The 20,452-nt window shown below is 37.9% G+C and carries 19 protein-coding genes and 1 riboswitch; of the genes, 4 read left to right on the plus strand and 15 right to left on the minus strand.

Translation table 11 applies throughout. The annotated features are described in order from the left end of the window. Positions 1–98: 98 nt before the first annotated feature. Positions 99–899, plus strand: a complete 801-nt coding sequence (murI, locus tag HNQ80_RS11570) for a glutamate racemase (RefSeq protein WP_184310814.1) — start codon at positions 99–101, stop codon at positions 897–899. Positions 900–961: 62 nt separating this feature from the next. Here the strand turns inward: murI and HNQ80_RS11575 are convergent, their stop codons facing one another. Further along, the gene (locus HNQ80_RS11575) at positions 962–1,363 is read right to left on the minus strand and encodes a putative ABC transporter permease (protein ID WP_184310815.1); all 402 of its coding nucleotides are present in this window, start codon (positions 1,361–1,363) and stop codon (positions 962–964) included. A 222-nt stretch (positions 1,364–1,585) separates the two neighbouring features. Next, positions 1,586–2,473, minus strand: coding sequence for a YitT family protein (locus HNQ80_RS11580; protein ID WP_184310816.1), 888 nt, complete (start codon positions 2,471–2,473; stop codon positions 1,586–1,588). 262 nt (positions 2,474–2,735) lie between these two features. Here HNQ80_RS11580 and ytvI point away from each other — a divergent pair, with 262 nt between their 5' ends. Together ytvI and HNQ80_RS11590 are read left to right on the plus strand one after the other, a co-directional pair. Next, positions 2,736–3,806, plus strand: a complete 1,071-nt coding sequence (gene ytvI, locus HNQ80_RS11585; RefSeq protein ID WP_184310817.1) for a sporulation integral membrane protein YtvI — start codon at positions 2,736–2,738, stop codon at positions 3,804–3,806. Positions 3,807–4,052: 246 nt separating this feature from the next. Then, positions 4,053–5,990 carry a type I glutamate--ammonia ligase gene (locus tag HNQ80_RS11590; protein ID WP_184310818.1) on the plus strand — a complete coding sequence of 646 codons (1,938 nt, stop codon included), beginning with the start codon at positions 4,053–4,055 and terminating at the stop codon, positions 5,988–5,990. 62 nt (positions 5,991–6,052) lie between these two features. Here HNQ80_RS11590 and HNQ80_RS11595 read toward each other — a convergent pair whose 3' ends face one another. The 3 genes from HNQ80_RS11595 to HNQ80_RS11605 all read right to left on the minus strand — a co-directional run bounded on the left by HNQ80_RS11595 (position 6,053) and on the right by HNQ80_RS11605 (position 8,826). After that, positions 6,053–6,541 (minus strand): hypothetical protein, encoded by a 489-nt coding sequence (locus HNQ80_RS11595; protein WP_184310819.1) that lies wholly within the window; start codon positions 6,539–6,541, stop codon positions 6,053–6,055. A 95-nt stretch (positions 6,542–6,636) separates the two neighbouring features. Next, positions 6,637–7,506: a hypothetical protein gene (locus HNQ80_RS11600; protein WP_184310820.1), complete on the minus strand. Its 870-nt coding sequence runs from the start codon at positions 7,504–7,506 to the stop codon at positions 6,637–6,639. 135 nt (positions 7,507–7,641) lie between these two features. Next, entirely contained in the window at positions 7,642–8,826 is a 1,185-nt protein-coding gene (locus tag HNQ80_RS11605; RefSeq protein ID WP_330602842.1) for an ABC transporter substrate-binding protein, read from the minus strand. A 365-nt stretch (positions 8,827–9,191) separates the two neighbouring features. On the opposite strand from HNQ80_RS11605, the gene HNQ80_RS11610 reads away from it, so the two are divergent. Then, complete coding sequence (locus tag HNQ80_RS11610; RefSeq protein WP_184310821.1) at positions 9,192–10,040, plus strand: mechanosensitive ion channel family protein; 849 nt, start codon at positions 9,192–9,194, stop codon at positions 10,038–10,040. 106 nt (positions 10,041–10,146) lie between these two features. On the opposite strand, the gene HNQ80_RS11615 is transcribed toward HNQ80_RS11610, so the two are convergent. From HNQ80_RS11615 to HNQ80_RS11660, 10 genes are all read right to left on the minus strand, one after another. After that, positions 10,147–10,377: a hypothetical protein gene (locus HNQ80_RS11615; RefSeq protein ID WP_184310822.1), complete on the minus strand. Its 231-nt coding sequence runs from the start codon at positions 10,375–10,377 to the stop codon at positions 10,147–10,149. 85 nt (positions 10,378–10,462) lie between these two features. Further along, the gene (locus HNQ80_RS11620; protein WP_330602843.1) at positions 10,463–11,293 is read right to left on the minus strand and encodes an energy-coupling factor ABC transporter ATP-binding protein; all 831 of its coding nucleotides are present in this window, start codon (positions 11,291–11,293) and stop codon (positions 10,463–10,465) included. 24 nt (positions 11,294–11,317) lie between these two features. Continuing rightward, complete coding sequence (cbiQ, locus tag HNQ80_RS11625) at positions 11,318–12,085, minus strand: cobalt ECF transporter T component CbiQ (RefSeq protein ID WP_184310824.1); 768 nt, start codon at positions 12,083–12,085, stop codon at positions 11,318–11,320. Beyond that, positions 12,082–12,378 carry an energy-coupling factor ABC transporter substrate-binding protein gene (locus HNQ80_RS11630; protein ID WP_184310825.1) on the minus strand — a complete coding sequence of 99 codons (297 nt, stop codon included), beginning with the start codon at positions 12,376–12,378 and terminating at the stop codon, positions 12,082–12,084. Before HNQ80_RS11630 ends, cbiQ begins: the two co-directional genes overlap by 4 nt. Continuing rightward, on the minus strand, positions 12,378–13,124 hold the full coding sequence (locus tag HNQ80_RS11635) for an energy-coupling factor ABC transporter permease (RefSeq protein WP_330602844.1): 747 nt from the start codon (positions 13,122–13,124) through the stop codon (positions 12,378–12,380). Before HNQ80_RS11635 ends, HNQ80_RS11630 begins: the two co-directional genes overlap by 1 nt. 125 nt (positions 13,125–13,249) lie before the next feature. Next, a riboswitch (cobalamin riboswitch) is annotated at positions 13,250–13,428 on the minus strand. Positions 13,429–13,553: 125 nt separating this feature from the next. Further along, on the minus strand, positions 13,554–13,913 hold the full coding sequence (locus HNQ80_RS11640; RefSeq protein ID WP_184310826.1) for a LytR/AlgR family response regulator transcription factor: 360 nt from the start codon (positions 13,911–13,913) through the stop codon (positions 13,554–13,556). A gap of 115 nt (positions 13,914–14,028) precedes the next feature. Beyond that, positions 14,029–15,753 (minus strand): phospho-sugar mutase, encoded by a 1,725-nt coding sequence (locus tag HNQ80_RS11645; protein ID WP_184310827.1) that lies wholly within the window; start codon positions 15,751–15,753, stop codon positions 14,029–14,031. A gap of 235 nt (positions 15,754–15,988) precedes the next feature. Then, positions 15,989–16,432, minus strand: a complete 444-nt coding sequence (locus HNQ80_RS11650) for a metal-dependent transcriptional regulator (RefSeq protein WP_184310828.1) — start codon at positions 16,430–16,432, stop codon at positions 15,989–15,991. Between the two features lie 389 nt (positions 16,433–16,821). Beyond that, positions 16,822–19,458 carry a cyanophycin synthetase gene (gene cphA / locus HNQ80_RS11655; RefSeq protein ID WP_184310829.1) on the minus strand — a complete coding sequence of 879 codons (2,637 nt, stop codon included), beginning with the start codon at positions 19,456–19,458 and terminating at the stop codon, positions 16,822–16,824. Beyond that, complete coding sequence (locus HNQ80_RS11660) at positions 19,455–20,309, minus strand: cyanophycinase (protein WP_184310830.1); 855 nt, start codon at positions 20,307–20,309, stop codon at positions 19,455–19,457. The genes cphA and HNQ80_RS11660 overlap by 4 nt, the downstream gene beginning before the upstream one ends. Between the last annotated feature and the right edge of the window lie 143 nt (positions 20,310–20,452).

The raw sequence follows: 20,452 nt of genomic DNA on the forward strand, positions 1-20,452 counted from the left end.
ATAAAACGTTGCTTCGATAAATATAATGGTGTAGTATAATTATGTTACTGATGTTTATTTTTTAAGTACTTATGCTATTTGGTAGGAGGATTTCATATATGGATAACAGACCCATTGGTATACTAGATTCAGGGGTAGGCGGACTTACTGCTGTTCCTCATCTTATAAAGGAACTACCCAACGAAAGATTAATTTTCTTTGGTGATACTGCCAGAACCCCTTATGGTTCAAAGGCGAAAACAACGATTACAAATTTTACAAAGCAGATTGTAGATTTCTTGGTTCATGAAAATGTAAAAATGCTTATTATTGCGTGTAATACCATTACGGCTACTTGTTTGGATGAGTTGGTGCAGTGCTATAAAGATCTTCCTATCGTCGGGATTATCGAACCAGCTGCGCAAAAGGTTGCTGCCTCCTGCACGGCCCAAAATCGTATAGGGATTATCGGCACCAAAGTTACGATCAATCAAAAAACCTACATTACCTCCATCCTTCATTATAACCCAAATTTGACCCTCTTCGATATGCCTTGCCCTATCTTCGTTCCTCTTATCGAGGAAGGTATTATCGACAATGAAATTATGGAGTTATCCGTGCGGTATTATTTAGATGATTTTGTTAAAGGCAATAATTTGGACACCCTTGTTTTGGGGTGTACTCATTATCCGTGGATCAGAAAAACCATTGAGAAGCTATATCCCCATCTGCGAATCATCGATCCATCTTTTGAAATTATCAACAGTGTACAGTCAAAACTTATCAAGCACAACATGCTATCTCATGAGCCGAAGTTCGAAAACATATTTTACGCCAGTGATCTTTCAGAAAATTTTATGAATATGATCACCTCTATTTTTGGTGAGGATGATGTAAAGGTAGATTTTAAGAGCTTCTAATCCCTATATGAAGAATTAATAAACCCATGGTGCTTTGGTCCCATGGGTTTTCTACAATATCACTATAAGAGTATTCTGTCTAATATCAAATGAATCCTTTCAAATAACAAACCTGCCACAAACCATGCAGGGGCGTAATCCAAGCGAATAACCCCTTGGACAGCATACTTTACATTTCCATAATCCCAGGGACAGATGCCGATCGCCGATTTAATTATTTTGCCTGAAGTATATTCAATAAAGTAGATTACAGCTACCCATACACCCCCTCTAATCAAAACAGGCCAATGAATCATTAAATCATGTAGTCTTTCTAAAAAAACTGCAGCACCGTAAATGGGAAACATCCAAAGATAGGTATATCCTCTAAATCTCCTGTCCCCTGAAAGCAACGAACCCATACCTGTCCAGAAAATCTCAACACACCATCCCAATAATCCATAAATGAAAAATCGTATCAACATATAGATAGTCTTTCTTATTTTGGAAAAACTATACCGATCATTTTGCTTTCATCTATGCCTAATTTATAAAATAGCATTACGAAAGACGCATCTTTAGAAAAATCTGTATTAATGTTGTAGAGACGCCCATTGGGCGTCAGAGAATGGAACATTGCAACAAAAACGGACCTGTGCAATGCACGCCCCTACGATTATGCGCAATATTTATTTACTACCTACCCATTATTTATTCGTTTCTTCCAATAAACTCTCAAAACCAATCCCTTTACCCCATACCGATATCACTGGCAACACGTTTACAAAAGCATCTGGATCAACTTTTGCGATATACATCTTGATCAACATTACTTCCCGCGGCGAACAGATAGAGATAATCTTCTGCCTCGTGTTATTGGTATACCCGCCTGTTATCTCATAGGTACTAATGCCCCTACCTATGGTGTTCATAATATAATCAGCCACCTCGTCATTCCGATTGCTGATAATTTCAATTTTCACATTCTTTGAACCAAATCCAAATAGAACCAGATCAATGGCCTTCATCATGACAATCTGAGTCAAAATCGCATATAAGGCTACCTTGCGGTCGTATACAAATGCAGAAATCATAATGATCACCACATCTATTCCCAGCAGGAGCTGACTAATACTGATAAATGGAAATACCCTATGATGGAGAATCTTTGCAATGGTATCTGTCCCTCCCATGGAGTACCCCCTTTTCAAAATCAGCCCACAGCCAGCACCGCCGATAATACCATAATAAATAGAGGCAAGGAACATATCATTTTCAATAAAGTCAAATTTCATAGTATCAAAGAATATAAGCATCATCGGAAAAAATATAGACAGTAAAATAATTTTTCCTGCTTCTCTTTTCCCCATCAAAATCCAAGCACTAGTTAGGACAATAACTGACAGAACATAATATAAGTAGGTATATTTAATACCTATTAATTTGCCCGAAATAATAGATATCCCCGTAATTCCACCTGTGATAAGACCATTCGGTTGTAAAATGGATGTAATGGCAAAGGCCAGCAGTGCACATCCTAAGCCAAGGTAGAAAAAGTCAAAAACCAATTTTTGAAAATCGTTCACTCTTTTCATGCTGTTGCGCTCCTTCTTTTTTTGTAAACTATACAGATTGTATTATAAAATATTATATGAGAGAGTTGTATGGTTTTTTGTTAACTTTCTATTTCAATATTGTAACATTCTTTCTATATACTCTTCTATACAATAAAAAATATCGTAATCCTTCTCTATTTTCTATAGAAGCCTATAAATAGATGCTTACAATGTTTGTACATTGTTGTATTCATATATAATATATCATATAATTAGATATCAATCATTTAGGAGTGTTGCTATGAACGTAGATTTTAAAAAATATATACCTTTGTTGGTTCGATTGCTCATTGCAGCCCTTACCATAATGGGAATCTATTTTGTATCGACTACCCTCATATTTTACATACTGCCATTTCTTTTAGGTTGGCTTATTGCTTCTGCTATTGAGCCCACTGTGGATTTGATGACGATGCGATTTAAAATACCGCGGGGCTTATCCGCCTTTATTTCTACCCTGTTTTTCATCCTTTTCACAGGCTTATTGATTTCTTTGGTGGGTGGCATCATTATTGTTCAGCTTACAAAGCTCTCTATGGACTTGCCGGAGTACTCAAAAAAGATTTATGCTCACGGTTTATTGATCTTTGAGCAAGCACAGAATGTATATTTTACTTTACCGCCAGATATTGCACAACAAATTATGAATGGCTTGTATACCCTTGTACAAAGCTTGAGCAATCTATTGACCCTCTTTCTGTCATCTTTATTAGGCTTTTTATCTGGCATACCTAGCGTATTGATATTCATCTTAGTCACAATTATCTCCACTTTCTTTATCGCCAGAGATAAGCAAATGATTACACGCTTTCTCCGAGCACAAATTCCTTCCGGTTTGATTAGTAAAGGAAAAGTCCTTAAGCATGATTTACTCTTTGCTTTGTTGGGCTACATTAAGGCGCAATTAATCTTGATGTCTATTACCTTTATAGAATGTGCCATCGGTCTAACCATCATTGGTATCGATTATTCTGTTTTGATCGCCTTGGTAGCCAGTATTATTGACGCATTCCCCATTCTTGGTACAGGTTCAGTATTTGTACCTATGATCATATGGCATCTGATTATGGGAAAATATAAGATTGCAATCTCTCTTGCCGTACTCTATGGCATCCTTATATTTGTAAGGCAGTTATTGGAACCTAAGGTATTAGGAACTCAGATTGGCCTTTATCCCTTGGTCACTTTGATGTCCATGTATATTGGTTTAAAGCTCTTCGGTGTGATGGGCTTAATCGTCGGACCTATTTCTATAATTGTTTTGATGACCTTGCAAAAGGTGGATATTCTTCCGAAATGGAGACAATATTAATACTAATAAAATAAAGTTAAGCATCCAAACATTATGGATGCTTTTCTCAATTTAATTCGTAATTCAAATTGCATAATTATGCATTAATTTTCTATTATTATTATTTCAATCAAGTTTATTTTAAAGAAATATTTCAATAAGTTTTATTGTTCTGAAAACGTTTTACCGTTTTTTTTGTTATTTACAAAATCGTAATATCTGCTATAATTATTCAATATAAATATAAAAAAATGATGAGGTGATAGTATGTCCAGTGAGATTTTAAGTTCAGAAAAGGGCAAGCTTGTTTTTTTAATTCCTGCTTCACAGCATTCTCCTGAAGAAGTTTCCTCTATTCTTAAACAACATCCTGAAATCAAGTTTGTATCCTTAGTAGGAGTTGACTTAGGTGGCAATGACACAGATGAAAAAATTCCTGTGGAGCTATTCATAGAAGATGTCGAAAGCTTTCTAACCTATGGTGTGCAAACCGACGGTTCCAGCGTTGTCCTCCCTGATATCGCCAGCTTGAATGATGCAAGGGTTGACATTATTCCTGATAGCACAGTGAATTGGTTCGTGGACTACAATTTTGACAACATAGATGAAGTAACTGGTTATCCTATCGGTACTTTAAGAATTCCATCCTTCCTTATTCACAACGATACTGCAAGGGTAGACTCTCGTTCTGTCTTAGCTGCTGCAGTAGATCACTTCAAATCTCAAGTTCTAACTCTCGTTAAAGAAAATCCCTATGTTCTTGAAAACATCGGTATTTCTTCTGCTGATGATATAGCAGATATCGTCTTAACATCTGCAACTGAATTAGAATTTTGGGTAAAAACACCAGAAGAAATTGCAGATGTTGAAAAGCTTTCTACATCCCAAGGTTTAAAAGAACAATATTGGAAACGCACAGTTGGTCCAGTTCGTACAGCCTTGGAAAACACCCTCACGCTCATGGATGAATACGGTTTAGGTGTTGAAATGGGCCATAAAGAGGTTGGTGGTGTGCAAGCGAAAGTAGCAGGCAATGGACACTATAATCACATCATGGAACAGTTGGAAATCGACTGGAAATATAGTACTACACTTCAAGCCGCTGACAATGAACTTTTAGCTCGTCAATTGGTTCAAGAAACTTTTACTGGCTACGGCCTTGAAGTTACTTTTAATGCAAAGCCTATTGAAGGTGTTGCTGGAAGCGGTGAGCATACACATGTAGGTGTTGCTGCAAAATTAAAGAATGGGAAAGTGAAAAACCTGTTCTCTCCTGCGAATATAACAGCAGATTATATGAGCCCAATTGGTTGGGGTGCTTTAATGGGTCTTTTGAAGAATTACGAGGTTGTTAATCCTTTCGTAAGTTCTACAAACGATTCACTAAATCGCCTAAAGCCTGGTTTTGAAGCCCCAGTTTGTATTGTTGCTTCCGTTGGTCATACAGTAGAAACACCATCAAGAAACAGAACCATATTAACTGGTCTTGTACGTGATATGGCAAATCCATTGGCAACTCGTTTTGAGGTAAGATCTCCAAATCCAACCTGTAACACATATCTTATCCTTGCAGCCATCTATCAAACAATGCTTGATGGTATTACTGCTGCAATCAAAGCTGGTAAGACTGCGAAGGAGTTAGAAGCAGACTTTTCTAAAGGATTGGGGGATGAGAAGTTTTATCTTGAAAAAGATAGAGCTTATCGCAGTGAGGATGATGTATTCGAGCATTTTACTGAGGAAGAACGTAATGCTTTCTTCGGCAAACCACCTGCCACTGTATGGGAAAACCTTGTAAGCTTCCAAAACTACCCAAATAAGAAGTCTGTTTTATTGCAAGGTGGCGTATTTACAGAAAAGATTATCCACTCTTATAAATTAGCTACCCTTACTCAATGGGCAACAGAATTAACGCAAAGATTAATTCCTGACAATATGGATTTTGTAAGAAGCTGCAAAAAGCTCCATGGCAGCGAAAATGTATCTGACCTAGATGTGGTTAACTGGGAAAAGATCAATCAGCTTAGAAATGATCTGATGAAGGATAGTTTGAGCAAAAAGTCTCTATTTACCCAAATTCGTGAAGCTGTGGAATCTGGAGATTATGATACTGCATCTAAACTTCAGTTAGAAATGAACCAAACCATAGGTACGCTAAAGAATTTATATGCCGTATATAGAAGAAACTTAATCGAATTGGCTTAGTGTATAAATATACGCAATCAAAAAGGCGCCTCAATAGGGCGTCTTTTTAATTATCAAAGAAATTAATGTAGTACGAGATATTTGCTTTTCTCACCATCAAAAAAGGTTTGCATCTCTTGCTCAAAACCTAAATGATAAGCAACGGTCATCAAGCAGCGAGTTAGATAGCTCCTGCTTAAATCCCCTTCTCTGGGTCCTTCCTTAACCTCCCAAATAATATCCAAGTCTCTCCCCTCAACGATATCTTCTAGGGAGAGCTGCCGTAGTTCTTCTCGGCTATACTCAGTAAATAAGCATCGAATACCTTCTACGTCTTGGGCATCTCGAAGAATTGTATTCCTTTCTCTTTCAGAAGAATTCTGCAGAATATCTATGATGAAATTCAAATCATAATCAATAAGCTCATACAGATTTTCAAATACCGCAGCAGGAATTCTCCCATCTTCCTTACTAACTTCAATTAACTTGTCCTTCACATACTCATCATCCTGTATACATGCTTCTATGATTTTATGATTCATCTCCTGGTCATTGTAGCTATCAAATTTCAAAATATTCTCCCCTTCCTAAGCTATTTATTTATATTTTCTGATGGAAGAAGAGAACTTATACCTCACCGCAGCAAATAGTTAACGTTCTATATTTTTTACGCTTTCTCTTGCTCTTTTTTCTCCTTGATTTTCTTTAGCTTTTTCTCCATTTGGAGCAACAAAATGCCAATTTCTTCGATTCCCATGTGCATTTCTTCGATGGAAGTCATAATCTCTTGCCCATAGTCTCCATTTCCATTTTTCTCATTTTCCAGTATGGTTTGAGATATATGCTCAATTCCTTTTTTAATCTCCGTGATTCCTATGGTCAACTGTTCTCGATCATGATCAATTTCAGATGTAAAATGATCTGCCTGACTCAACAGTTTTACCACTCTATCCATTAAAAGCTCCATTATTTTTTCTATTTGAAGTTGCCTTTCACTAGAAACCTTGTCTTTTTCCATATTGTTAAATTGGTTAATCAGCTCGATGATTTCATCAATCTCCATGTAGTTTCTTCCTTTAAGATTAGATGGGATGATAATCTGGGGCTGGCATGGCTCATCATCTTTCTTATTCTTCATTTGATTTTTTCTTTTGCTTTTATCCTTTCCATTTTTAAAGAGACTCACCATTTCTACCACGATAGATTTAATATTTTTCACTACCTTGCTTAAACTCGCCAGGCTCACACCTATTGCAAGCAATAATCCGGTAAGACTATTTAGCCATATGCCTTGATCAATCGCTTCTTTTTTCGCTTCAAACTCAGATGTAACAGCGAGCATGCTCTTTTTGCATGCCTCAAAATCACCTTGATATTTAAGAATACATTCTGTAAGCTCTTGCAAAGTTTCTTGCTCTAAATTTGAGACAAGATTATTTTTATAAATGGTTAAGCTTAAAATGATTAATAAAAAAACAATAACACCTAACGATATAGAAAGTCCTATTCTTCTTAGTCTTTCTCCGCTTGATTCCATCTTTTCCCTCCACCTTTATTAGTTGTTCCTTTGCAATACATCATATTATTTAGGTGTTAGGCAGGTTCGTGAATTTCGACAAAAATAAATTAGAGGAGAATTCTTCCTCAAGGATTCTCCTCTAAAATGAAATCTTTATTTCACAGGCTCAATGGTATCAAGATATGTAAACTTGCCATCTTTTACAACTTTGATGACAGCACTCTTTACTGCATCGCCGTTTTCGTCAAGGGTAATGATACCTGCTGCACCCATATAGTCCTTTGTTTGTGCTAAAGCATCTCTAATCGCTACAGGATCTGCAGAACCTGCTCTCTCAATGGCATCAAGGATCACTAAGTATGCATCAAAGCCTAAAGCAGTAACAGAAGCTGGCTCTTGATTATATTTTTCTCTATATGCCTTTAGGAATTCTTCAGATTTCTTTGTAATTGGTACTTCTGAAGTAAAGAATGTTGAGAATACAGTCCCTTCCACAGCTTCTTTACCAATATCAATAAATTCTGGTGTCTCCCAAGTGTCGCCACCAAGAATCGGTGTAGTGATTCCTAACTCTCTTGCTTGCTTAATCAAAATTGCTGATTCTGTAAAGTTACCTGGAGCAAAGATTACATCTGGATTCAATGCTTTGATATTGGTTAATTGGGCTGTAAAATCTTGGTCGCCTGTACTATAGCTAGCGCTGCCTACGATGGCATTTTCGTCACCAGTTAAATCCTTAAATGCGTCTGTAAAAAATTTAGCTAAGCCTACAGAGTAATCTGAGGATACCTCTTGGATGATGGCAGCTTTCTTTGCACCAAGCTTATTAATAGCATAGTTTGCCATAACTGTCCCTTGGAATGGATCGATAAAGCATACTCTGAAATAATAATCATTGTTCAACGTAACCAATGGATTTGTACAAGAAGCACCTACTGCAGGAATCTGGGCATTTTTCACTGAATCTCCAGCCGCCATGGATAAAGAGCTTCCCCAGCTTCCAATGATTGCAGATACCTTATCCTTGTCAATCAGTCTAGATGCTGCATTAGCAGCCTCCACTTTATCAGACTTGTTGTCTACAACTACTAACTCTACTTTTTTGCCCAAAACTTCAGGATATAATGCATTCGCAAGCTCTACACCCTCTAATTCAATGGCTCCGCCCGCTGCATTGGCGCCTGTCAATGGTTCAAAAACACCGATCTTAATCACATCTTCCCCTGCAGCACTATTTCCGCCTGCTGGTTCTGCTGGCTTAGCACACCCAGCAAACACAAGTAAAACAACAAGCATCATTGCTGTGACAAAACTTAATTTCTTACCCATTTTTTTCATTCTTGCTCCCCCTTTATTTTTATTGCGATAAGTAAAAATTCTTATTCCTCCTCCCTTTTATTAATTATTTTTCACAGATTTGTTACATTTTTTTAAATATTAAGTCTATTTGATATTGTAGCATAGCAAACCATAGAATTGCAATATCTGAGCCTCTATATATCAATAATTTTATGTATAAATTCATTTATATAATTGTAGAAATCGATATCTTTATCGCCTTTTTTGTATTCATTTCATAAACACATGTCTTTCAAACGCACATATTTACTGCTTTTTTTATTGTATATTTTTTTCCTTTGAATACCCTTCACTCGAATTGCAAAAAATATTTCTTATCCCATAGATTATAAGGAGGTCTGTGAATGGATTCAGATTTTATTAAAAGTATTATATTAGAAATAAATATTAAATCTTTTATTACCTCCCTTATGATCTTGATTATTTCTTTTGTATTAATCAAACTGGTTATGGTATTTACAGAGAAACTAATTCAGCTCACAAATTTTAATGAGCAACGGGAAAAAACAATAAAAAGTCTTATAGATTCTGTATCTGCCTACTTTATTTTGACCCTAGCAATCTTAAGTATACTTAGTCAGTTTGGTCTTATTAAAAAATCCACTGTAATGACAGGCGCAGGGATCATCACCCTCATTGCGGGCCTTGGTGCTCAGAGCTTTATTAAGGATATTATCAATGGTTTTTTCATTTTGTTTGAACGACAAATGAAGGTAGGGGATTTTGTTAGCATCAATGAACAGTTTTTAGGTACTGTTGAAGAAATCGGTTTGCGTTCTACGGCCATCCGCGAATGGTCCATGAAAAAGGTCTACATCCCTAATGGTGAAATTAAAACCCTCAAAAATTACTATAAGGAAATGGCGCGAGTAATATTGGAAATTATTATACCTTTCGAAGAGGATCATCAAATGGTCATAGAGACCCTAGAAGAGATTTGCCTGCATATCAATCAGCAGCACGATGACAAGATTTATAAAATTGGTTCTGTCAATTATTCCGAATTCAGCGTTTATGGCGTCATGTCCATCGATGGGAAGTACGGCGGTGCCAAGTATATTATTACTGGTGTTGTAACTCCAGCATATCAATGGGCTGTTCGGAACCGGGCCTATGAACATATCCTCAAGGTTTTCAAGGAAAAAAATATTCGTTTGGCCTATCCTCGCGTCTATTGGCAGCAAGAGAAATAAAGAAGTCTTCTTCGAAATTTTCGAAGAAGACTTCTTTATTTTTATACTTTAGATAGCTTGTTTGATTTAAAATTGTAGTGATGTCATGCTGAGCTCGGCGAAGCATCTAAATGTCTAAAGACAGATCCTTCACGATGTTCAGGATGACAGTTGGATTGATATCTGTGGTCTGCGGGCGAACACTGTTCGCCCCTACTAATGTGTACAGTATCTCGTAGGGATCGGCGCCCTCTGTTCCATGGTTTTGAATCCCTATCTTTTTCGGAACGATGGGGGCATCATTCCCTACAGAAACATGATTTTCTGTGGTTTTGTAGGGTTGGACGACCCTGTCCAACCGTTATCTTTGCGACGTATTTCTCTACAACTGTGTCTTTCATGATTTTATATATAATTTCAACACATTTTCATACAGCACTTTTTTACTTCAGCATTAATTTAAACAGCGCTTCTTTTGTCCTTGGGACTTCCTCTTGCGCCAGATATGGCTTATTTTTGATGAGCTCTTCATAGGCCTCAATGATCCAAGGCTTCTCCAAACCAGCCTCCTCCAACAGCTCTCTATCTCTGAAAAGTTCCTGAGGAACCCCTTCTCCAATAATCCTGCCATCCACCATCACAAAAATATAGTCTGCCCAAGGATATACCTTATCCATATCATGGGTGGAAAGGACAATGGTTTTTCTCTCTTGATTCAATTGATCAAAGAATAACATTAATTCATTGCTGGTTTTAGGATCAATAAACGCTGTTGGCTCATCCAAAAAAATCACCTCCGGATCCATGGCCAGAATATCTGCAATAGATACCCTCTTTTTTTGACCTCCACTTAGAAAATGAATTGGCTTGTCTCTTAGGTGGATTAGATCCGTTTTTATTAAAGCTTCCTCTACCTTTTTTCTTACCTCATCCTTGGGTAGCCCCAGATTCATAGGCCCAAAAGAAACCTCTTGAAAAACGTTGGCCGAAAATAACTGTACATTGGCATCTTGAAAAACAATACCAATATTTTTTCTCATCTCAAAAATTTCCTTTTTACTATAGTTCATCGTCTCGCCTTGATACCACACTTGTCCCCTATGGGGCGTATAGACACCATTTAGATTTAAAAACAATGTGGTCTTTCCAGCACCATTCGGTCCAATAATTGCGATCTTCTTTCCTTTTTCCAAAGCTATGGATAGCTTTTTTAGGGCTTGGGTACCATCGGGATAGGAAAACTCCAAGTCCTTTGTTTCTATAATATATTCCACGGGAACAACTCCTTTATTCTTCAACTATCCAACTAGGTTAAGGGCTATAAATATTATTTCAATACCGACAATGGCAAGGATGTTTCTTTTTGATCCATAATATTCATCCTCTAGCACACTGATATCCCCTGTATAGCCCCTGGCTGCCAAGGCTCTGAAGGTTTCTTGAGATCGATGAAATGCTTTGATAAAAAGGTTCGCAGCCAATTGTCCCAAGGAATTGTAACTGTTTCTAAGGGATCCATATCCCAACCTACACTCTTGAGAAATATACATCATCGATGCGGTTTCAAGTAAAACAAAAATAAACCTGTAGATCATGATCATGAGTTCTGTAATAATAGCAGGTACTCTTAATTTTTTTAGTACCCATATGATATCTGTCATGGGTGTCGTTAGGGCAAGGAAATATAAGCATATCACCGATGCATAGGAGCGAAGAAAAAGTATCCTTCCTTGATCTAATCCTGCCTTTGTCATACCAATCATCCATGATCCCAACTGTATATGATAAAGAAAGTTCAATGGTTCCCTTGTGATCGTAAAAATCACACCTAATATACCCACAATTAGAAACAGTAGAGGTAAAGAGAGATATCTAGCATAATTCTTTAGTGGAATATGTCCAAATCCTACAATCAAAAAAGACATAAAGGCTATTACACTTACATGTAATAACCAAGATGCGCTAAATAAACATACAAACAAGGTAGCCACAGATAGTATGAATTTTTCTAAAGGATGTACTCTTCTTAGAGAATTGATGTAAGCATACTGATCAATAGAAATCATACATTTTTCACCTTTTTGACTTCACTCTTTCCCTTCTGATATCCGAAATAATATGCAATGATGCCTGCGCCTAGGGCAGCTTGTAATGCAAATAACAGGCTTTCAGTTTCCCCACCTGGTGGCTCCCATATGCTGTTGAACCAGGGCTCATAATTAGGTTGAATCTCCGTAATCATTTCTTCTGCAGCACCATCCGCTCCACCAAATTCTGAGTCTTTAATCATAAGCAAAGGTATAATCGTAATGATAATCACCAACAAAATTAAAATCATATTTTTTTTGGTCATTGTCATTATTTCACCTCCCTAATGAGCGATAATTCGTTTAATTCTTTTTCATTGTATTTCGTCAGTAGATTGTATATTACAACTGTCAATAAACCTTCACTAATAGCTAAAGGAACTTGTGTGACTGCAAAGATACCTAGAAACTTCAACATCGCTGTCATCACCCCTACCTCCCCTGGGAAAGCCAATCCCAACTGAATGGAGGTGACAACATATGTTGTCAGATTCCCTAGAGCAGCAGCCAAAAATACGCTTATCCCCTTTGATGTTCCAGATTTATTCAAAGTTTTAAATATCAAATATGAAACAACTGGTCCGGCTATCCCCATGGAAAACACATTGGCACCTAAGGTAGAAAGACCTCCGTGAGCCAATAAAATGGCTTGGAAGAGCAGTACAATCAATCCTAAGATACTTGTGGCACCAGGTCCGAAAAGAATAGCCCCCAATCCAACTCCTGTAGGGTGAGAAGAGCTCCCTGTCACAGAGGGTAATTTCATGGCTGAAAGCACAAAGGCAAATGCACCGCATAAAGCCAATAACATTTTTATGTTTGGATTTTCATCAGTTAATTTTTTTATGGATCTAATCCCGTAAAGTAACACAGGAATTGACACAATAAACCAAATGGCTGCCCATATAGGTGGTAAAAAGCCTTCCATAATATGCATTGCGAAAACTTCCTCTGGTGCTAACAAGATCATTAAAAAAGAGAATACCGCACTAAGTAAAACATGCAACTTCTTTTTCACTCCACTTCCTCCTATCCGTCTAAAATAGTATTCAATTCAAAATAAACGACCTAGCCTTAAGGCTAGGTCTCCATATGTCAAATCTGTTTATAGAATGGACACATCGATACTCCTTCCCTCCGAAGGCTATGACGTAAATATAGGCAGGTTTCCTGGCTCGCGTTTTTTCCTACTCCCTCGTCTTCCCTGTTACCAAGTGACATCATGAGGTTTCGTATTCGCTTACAGTAGCGGGGGCTGCATCGGTTTTCCACCGAATTTCCCTATTATCCTTTTACAAGGCACCTATATCATGATTAAAATTGAATTTTACATTATTAATTATAGCAAACAGATTATGAATTTGCTATAGACTTGCATATTTCATCGGTTACATCGCAAATTGCTGTTGTTTTCCATATTATTTATGATTTTTTTTTGCTTATTACATTAAAAAACCTCTATTAATTCATAAAGTTTTTTTTCATTCTGCTTGGTGATCTGAGCTTTCTCTTCCGTATGCTCCATTACCACATAGGTTTCCAGCTCAGTATTTACAATTTTTTTGATCATCATTAAGTTAATGATGAAAGATTGATGGGATCGGAAAAAGTGTCTATTATCCAACTTCTTTTCTACGTTATTCAAACTATCATGAATACTGTAGATACCCTCCATGGTATGAATATCTGTTTTTCTCCCATTTTTCACAAACATAATAATACTTTTTTTCGGAATAAATATCCTTTCATTTCCATGCTTTACACATACTTTTCCATGAATAAGAATGTTAGATTTATTTTCTTCCAATGCTCTCAACCCCTAAAGCTTTATATATGAAATGATCGCCACTATTTATTATACTATAAATTCCATCCTTATTCATAAGATTTATATATATGCGGTATCATGCTTTGTGATGAATTTACTCTACATCGTTTAGCAGACCCATAATTGTCTTTTCAAAAACTGTTATTTTCTTTTGCGCTTCCTCTCTGCTCCTCCCTTTTGTATAGATATAAATCTTGATTTTTGGCTCTGTACCCGATGGGCGTACTGCATACCACGATCCATCCTCAAAGAAGTACCTAAGCACATCGGAAACTGGTATGCTCCCAGACGTCTCCTTCTGATTCACTACATCAAAACGAATCCCTTTTTCATAATCGATATATTGCATTAAATCATTGTCTCCCATTTGCATCGGAAAATTCTTTCGATATTCCTTCATCATGCGTCCAATCCGCTGCTGCCCTTCCATACCTTCAAGGGTTAATGAAATCAGCTTCTCCATGTGGTATCCATGTGTATGATAAAGTTCTTCCAGAACATCCAGCAGACTTTTCCCTTGGAACGAATAGTAGGCTGCAGCTTCACAGAGCAGCATGGAAGCAATAACGCCATCTTTATCTCTCACAAAGGTACCCGCTACATAACCAATACTTTCTTCATAACCAAAAAGGAAAGGATGATCACATTTTTTTTCCATCTCATTGACTTTCCCGCAAATATTTTTAAAGCCTGTTAAGGTCTCAAAAGTCTCAATTCCATAGGATTGCGCTATGGCTTTTCCTAAATCTCCCGTGACAATAGATTTCACAATATAGCCGTTTCCTGTGAGTTTTCCCTTCTCTCTCAAGGAGGAGAGGATATATTCAATCAATATAGCTCCGGTCTGGTTGCCGTTTAGGGGAACATAGTCTCCATTTTTCCCCTTCACCATACATGCCACACGGTCACAATCTGGATCTGTGGCAAAGACCATCTCTGCATCCATGGATTTTCCTAATTTCTCTGCATAGGCAAAGGCCTTTGTATCTTCGGGATTTGGATATCCTACCGTTGAAAAATCTGGGTCAGGTTTTTCTTGTTCAGGAACCACCCATACATTTTTAAACCCTCTCTCCTTAAGGACTCTTCTAACAGGGATATTACCAGTGCCATTTAACGGTGTATATACCAGCTTAATCTCTTTATTGATGTCGTCCCTTAAAGCCAAGCTCTCCACCTTACCCAGGTACTCATCATCTATTTCCTGTCCCAGAATATTTAATAATCCCTGTTTTAAGGCCGTCTGTTCATCTATCATCTTTATTTTTGAAAAATCTTTTATGCTTTCAATATTTTTCTCCACCGCCACAGCAATATCAGATAGAATTTGGGCACCTTCCTCCCAATAGACCTTGTATCCATTATACTCCCTTGGGTTGTGACTGGCTGTTACAACAATGCCTCCAGCTGCCTGCAAACGTCTTACTGTATAGGACAGCTCTGGTGTAGGCCTAATATCCTCAAATAAATAGGCTTTGATGCCATTTCCAGCCAATACTAAGGCGGCTTCCTTTGCAAATTCCCTAGAAAAATGTCGAACATCATAGGCGATAGCGACCCCTCTGCCCATATATTCCTGACCTTTTGCAACAATGAAATCAGCCAAACCCTGGGTTGCCTGGCGAATAATATATTTGTTCATACGGTTGGTGCCAGCCCCAACTTTTCCTCTGAGTCCAGCTGTACCAAATTCTAGATTTCTATAGAATCGATCTTCTATCTCTTCTTCATCTTCTCTTATAGCCATTAACTCTTCTCTTGTTGCTTCATCAAAGTATTCATTGTTCAACCACGCTTCATATTGCTCTTTATAGTTCATATTTGGACACTCCTTATAAGTAAATTGTTTCCCTTGATAACTGCATAATTCAAAGATTTACTCCTCTTATTTTGTTAGAGGTTAGAAGTTCGTCGTTAGAGGATGAAAACCCTTTAAAAACCTCTAACTTCTAACCCTATACTTCCCTACTTCTCCTTTCACGATACCCATTTTTAGCTCGATTATTCACGATCATACATAAATAGACAGTTCAGCGCTTTGCTGAACTGTCTATTTATGTATGTATTTCTTCACTCCAATGATGGGACTTTTCTGAATCACTAAACTTTAAAAATCTCTCCATCACATCTTTGTCACCACGCATGAAATCCACAACCTTTTCAATAGCCGCTATGGTTGGCGGGCTTAGGTAATGCTCCATAGCTTCTGCCTCCGCTGCCGTATCACAATTGCTATTGATCACAAACAAAAACTCTTGAAGGATACTGTTTCTTTTTACCAAGAGCTTGCCGAGCTTCTTCCCTTCGTCTGTCATATGAATACCTTCATAGCGTTTATAATGAATGTAATTCTCTTTGTTTAGCTTTCTCAATGCCTTCACCACAGAAGGTGAAGATACATTCAACTTTTCAGCAATGTCACGTACTCTGATTTCCTTCTTTTGTTGGGATAATTGATAGATTTCCTCTAAATAATCCTCAAGACTTGGTGACAACATCAAATTCCCCCCTTTATTTAAAATCAAATCCCCTATCTTTTCCATTCTTCCAACCATATACTCTATCTAGAACAAAAGCATTTCATGCAAAAAGACAGAATGTGATGCTTTTGTTCTTCACAGGGAACTAATAGGTGCTTTGCACCCAGCCGCCTCACCGTCTCGGCGGCGCTCGTAGCACGGCATCACTTATTCGTGATGCCACTCGCCCTATGACGCTTCGCTGTGACCCTCCAATTATTGAACATAAGAGGGAGACCCTCTTAACAACTCCCCATATCTAGAAAATTGAAAACTATAATTTCCTATATATAAATATATGAAAAAACTCCGACAATCTTTACAGTTTTATATGTGCTGTATAGAAGGGCGGAGTATTCTTCAATCGTCTACAATACTATTTTTTCCTGATGAAGTACTCTTTGTTTCTGATTATTAAATTCATTCATTGCCTCCATGACCTTATCCCGATCCTCATAGAATACGATCACAATATCTCCAGCAGTTGCAATTTCCATGGCTTTTCTCAGCGCTACTTCCTCTAATAATTCAATTTCCATTTTCCTTGGATCAATGCCACCCTTTAAGCAGCCTTCCATCAATCGGTTTGCCACTTCTCCCTCTTCTCTACCTCTTCGGTCTCTGTCTTCCTTGATGAATATATAATCGAAACTTTGTCCTGATAGAATACCTACTTCATGGATGCTTGTGTCCAGTCGATCTCCTGGAACACCAATGACACCAATGAGGCGATTAATTTTGATTTTCTGCAGCCCTTCGATAACTTTTTTGTATCCATCAAAATTATGACCATAATCCACAATCACTCTAAAATCAGCCACATCATACATATTAAATCTTCCTGGATTCTCTTTTTCATCGCATTTAAAGCTTACTAGGGCGCGATTGATAATGTCCTTATCAATTCCCAGGCCCCAAGCAGCAGCAACAGCAGCCAGACTATTTTCAACATTGTGGCTGAGAGCCCCTCCTAGGGTGGCTGGAATATTTTCGATGTTCACTACGGGAATCTGTTCCTTATCTGTGGCCATATAAATGATTTGGTCCTTGATATAAACCACTCTTCCACCATCTTTGATGTGTTTCACCACATAATTGTTTTTGTGATCCTTAGAAAACAGTATAAGATTGCCATAGGCACGATCCCTAACAGATAAGCAATACTCATCATCGGCATTGATGACTGCATAACCAGTATCTTTTACAGCTTCAATCACCAAAGACTTTGCATGGGCCAAATCTTCAAGGGTTTCAATGCCATCCAACCCCAGGTGATCATCGGTGATATTTGTAATAATCCCCACATCCGCCAGGTCATATCCCAATCCTCTATTGACAATGCCACCTCTAGCAGTCTCCAATACGGCAGCTGTAACATGCTTGTTCATCAGTATTGTCTTCGCACTGGTTGGACCTGTAGTATCACCCTTGAGAATACATTCATCCCCGACGTAAATGCCGCTGGTTGTCGTCATACCTACATAGTGACCTGCCTCTTTCAAAATTCTCGTTACCATTCTTGTGGTCGTTGTCTTCCCATTGGTTCCCGTTACAGCCACAATAGGAATGGAATAGTCTTTCTCTTTTGGGAATAGCGATGATATAATCTCCTTTGCTACATTTCTAGGCGTTCCTGATGATGGATAATGATGCATTCTGATTCCTGGGGCTGCATTGACTTCGATAATTGCTCCCCCGGTATCACTTAGAGGACAGGAAATATCTGTTGTTGTCACGTCAATCCCTGCCACATCCAAGCCAATAACATCAGCAGCTCTAATGCAGATTTTTTTGATATCTTCGTGCACCTGATCTGTCACATCGACAGCAATTCCCCCTGTGCTCAAATTGTCATTCTCTCTCAAATATACCACCTGTCCCTCTTCAGGTATATCTTCTAAAGTAAGATGGTTCTTCCGCAAAAGGAGCAACATAACTTCATCGATTTGTATCTTTGTTAATGGTTTCTCATGTCCCTCTCCTCGTAAAGGGTTTTTGTTTTCTATTTCAATCAATTCCTTTATGGTATTCTTTCCATTTCCAACAGCATGGGCTGGAATTCTTTCCGAAGCAGCAATTACTCGATCTTTCACTACCAGTACACGATAATGCTTACCTTTTATATAATTTTCTATCAAGGCATCGGTAGTATATTTTTCCACCGCCTCATAGGCAGCAATTACCTCTTCATCACAGTTCAAATTTAAAGATACACCCTTTCCTTGATTCCCATTGAAGGGTTTTACCACCACAGGATACCCAATCTCATTTGCCATCTCTACAGCTTCAAATTTATTTTTAGCAATCCTTCCCTCTGGTACGGCAATACCATTTTGCCTTAACAATTCGTTGGTCATCCATTTATCACAGGATATGTCTACAGCAATGCAGCTTGCCTGATCTGTCAGTGTTGCTTGAATTCTTCGTTGATATACACCATACCCTAACTGAAGAATACTATCCTTACCGATACGGATAATCGGAATGCCTGCCTTTCTCGCTTCCACTTCGATGGCTTTTGTGCTGGGCCCTAGCTCTAGTTCAGCAGCTTTCTTTCGAATCATGTCCAGTCTTTCACCAATATGAATGGTCTCTCCTTTGATTAAATGATTTAAAATATCAAAGGCCATGAGTCCCGCCTCTACAGCTGCAATCTCATTGGTATATCCATAAATGACATTATAGATAGACTCTCCGCTGTCCCATCTTGCTTTACCATAACGAATGCTATATCCCAACATATTTTGTATTTCAAGGGCTGTGTGTTCCATCACATGGGCCAAGTACGTGCCTCTCTTTAATCGTGCTACAAAACCGCCTTTATAGCCTTCTGAACATTTGTGCTCTTTTAATCCTGGAATCAACGCGATTAAGTTGTCATTAAACATAGGAATTTCTGAGGTTGGCGTATCATAAAGTTCTTCTAAATCCACAGTAAGTTTGATGACTGGATTATGACTGTATACATTCCTACCTCTTAATACTCTTAGATTTACAACCTTCATTTTGATTCCTCCTGTGATTGATCTTGAGCCTTTTTATTCGATTTATTCGGTATAATAGGCGTTTTGGATATAAGATGATAGCCATAGTTTGTTGGCAATACATGCATTCGAACATTGGTAATAGCCAGGGGCTCGTTTGGGTACTGCTCGCATGTGTTGGTAAAGGCGATATCCCTACCATCTATAATCGTCACAACACCTGATCCCAGCACCTCAAATACATTCTGATCATTTACGACAATGGCTGTATTTTCATCAATTCCAATCCCTAGTGAATGGGGATTTTGGGCAATGGCCGAGAGAAGTCTGCCAATCCTTCCCCTTTGGTTAAAATGTTGATCGATAATGACCCCCTCCATGAGTCCCATGCCTGGAGCCATTTTGATGGTGCAGCGACTGGGGGCTTCCCCATCGATTCCCTCTACCACCATAATCTCACTCATCATAGAAGCTCCAGCACTGGTTCCTGCGATTACCTTTCCTTCCCCTACACATTTATGCAGAAGGTCATGCACTCTGGTTCCTCCGAGGATGCTGGATATTCTTAATTGATCTCCACCAGTAAAAAAAATGCAGTTCCCTTCCATCATTTCCTTTAAAATTTCTTCCCTGTTGGCATCTTCTCGATTTTCTATATTTAATACAGTTGTTCTCTCAACACCTAGCGTTTTAAATACCTTGATATACTGCTGCCCTGCCTCTCTTGGTTTTTCCGTTGCAGTTGTCATGACAACAAATTTAGGATCTTTTTTCTTCGTGAGAGAGACAAGTTTTTTTAAAATCACTTTGTCTGCCGTCTTATCTTCTGCTCCGCCTATTACAACAAGATATGTATCTTGATGATAGATCATTTTGGTCTTCCTCCTATATCTGTTCGAAAAGTTGCTACTACATTTTGGATTTATCCAATATTTTTTCCATTTTTATACTTTTTCCATACATTTATTTATTATTTTCATTTTTTTCTCAACTATACTTGAAGAACAACAAAAAA

Origin of the sequence: Anaerosolibacter carboniphilus (assembly GCF_014205875.1) — a bacterium.
Lineage (GTDB): Bacteria > Bacillota > Clostridia > Peptostreptococcales > Thermotaleaceae > Anaerosolibacter > Anaerosolibacter carboniphilus.

Bases quoted from the DNA above. Each gene is read 5' to 3' on its own strand.
- cbiQ (WP_184310824.1), bottom strand. From the start codon at position 12,085: ATGATTTCTATTGATCAGTATGCTTACATCAATTCTCTAAGAAGAGTA.
- HNQ80_RS11630 (WP_184310825.1), bottom strand. From the start codon at position 12,378: ATGACAATGACCAAAAAAAATATGATTTTAATTTTGTTGGTGATTATC.
- HNQ80_RS11605 (WP_330602842.1), bottom strand. From the start codon at position 8,826: ATGAAAAAAATGGGTAAGAAATTAAGTTTTGTCACAGCAATGATGCTT.
- HNQ80_RS11660 (WP_184310830.1), bottom strand. From the start codon at position 20,309: ATGATCTATCATCAAGATACATATCTTGTTGTAATAGGCGGAGCAGAA.
- HNQ80_RS11610 (WP_184310821.1), top strand. From the start codon at position 9,192: ATGGATTCAGATTTTATTAAAAGTATTATATTAGAAATAAATATTAAA.
- cphA (WP_184310829.1), bottom strand. From the start codon at position 19,458: ATGAAGGTTGTAAATCTAAGAGTATTAAGAGGTAGGAATGTATACAGT.
- ytvI (WP_184310817.1), top strand. From the start codon at position 2,736: ATGAACGTAGATTTTAAAAAATATATACCTTTGTTGGTTCGATTGCTC.
- HNQ80_RS11600 (WP_184310820.1), bottom strand. From the start codon at position 7,506: ATGGAATCAAGCGGAGAAAGACTAAGAAGAATAGGACTTTCTATATCG.
- HNQ80_RS11645 (WP_184310827.1), bottom strand. From the start codon at position 15,753: ATGAACTATAAAGAGCAATATGAAGCGTGGTTGAACAATGAATACTTT.
- HNQ80_RS11580 (WP_184310816.1), bottom strand. From the start codon at position 2,473: ATGAAAAGAGTGAACGATTTTCAAAAATTGGTTTTTGACTTTTTCTAC.
- HNQ80_RS11590 (WP_184310818.1), top strand. From the start codon at position 4,053: ATGTCCAGTGAGATTTTAAGTTCAGAAAAGGGCAAGCTTGTTTTTTTA.
- HNQ80_RS11575 (WP_184310815.1), bottom strand. From the start codon at position 1,363: ATGTTGATACGATTTTTCATTTATGGATTATTGGGATGGTGTGTTGAG.
- murI (WP_184310814.1), top strand. From the start codon at position 99: ATGGATAACAGACCCATTGGTATACTAGATTCAGGGGTAGGCGGACTT.
- HNQ80_RS11650 (WP_184310828.1), bottom strand. From the start codon at position 16,432: ATGTTGTCACCAAGTCTTGAGGATTATTTAGAGGAAATCTATCAATTA.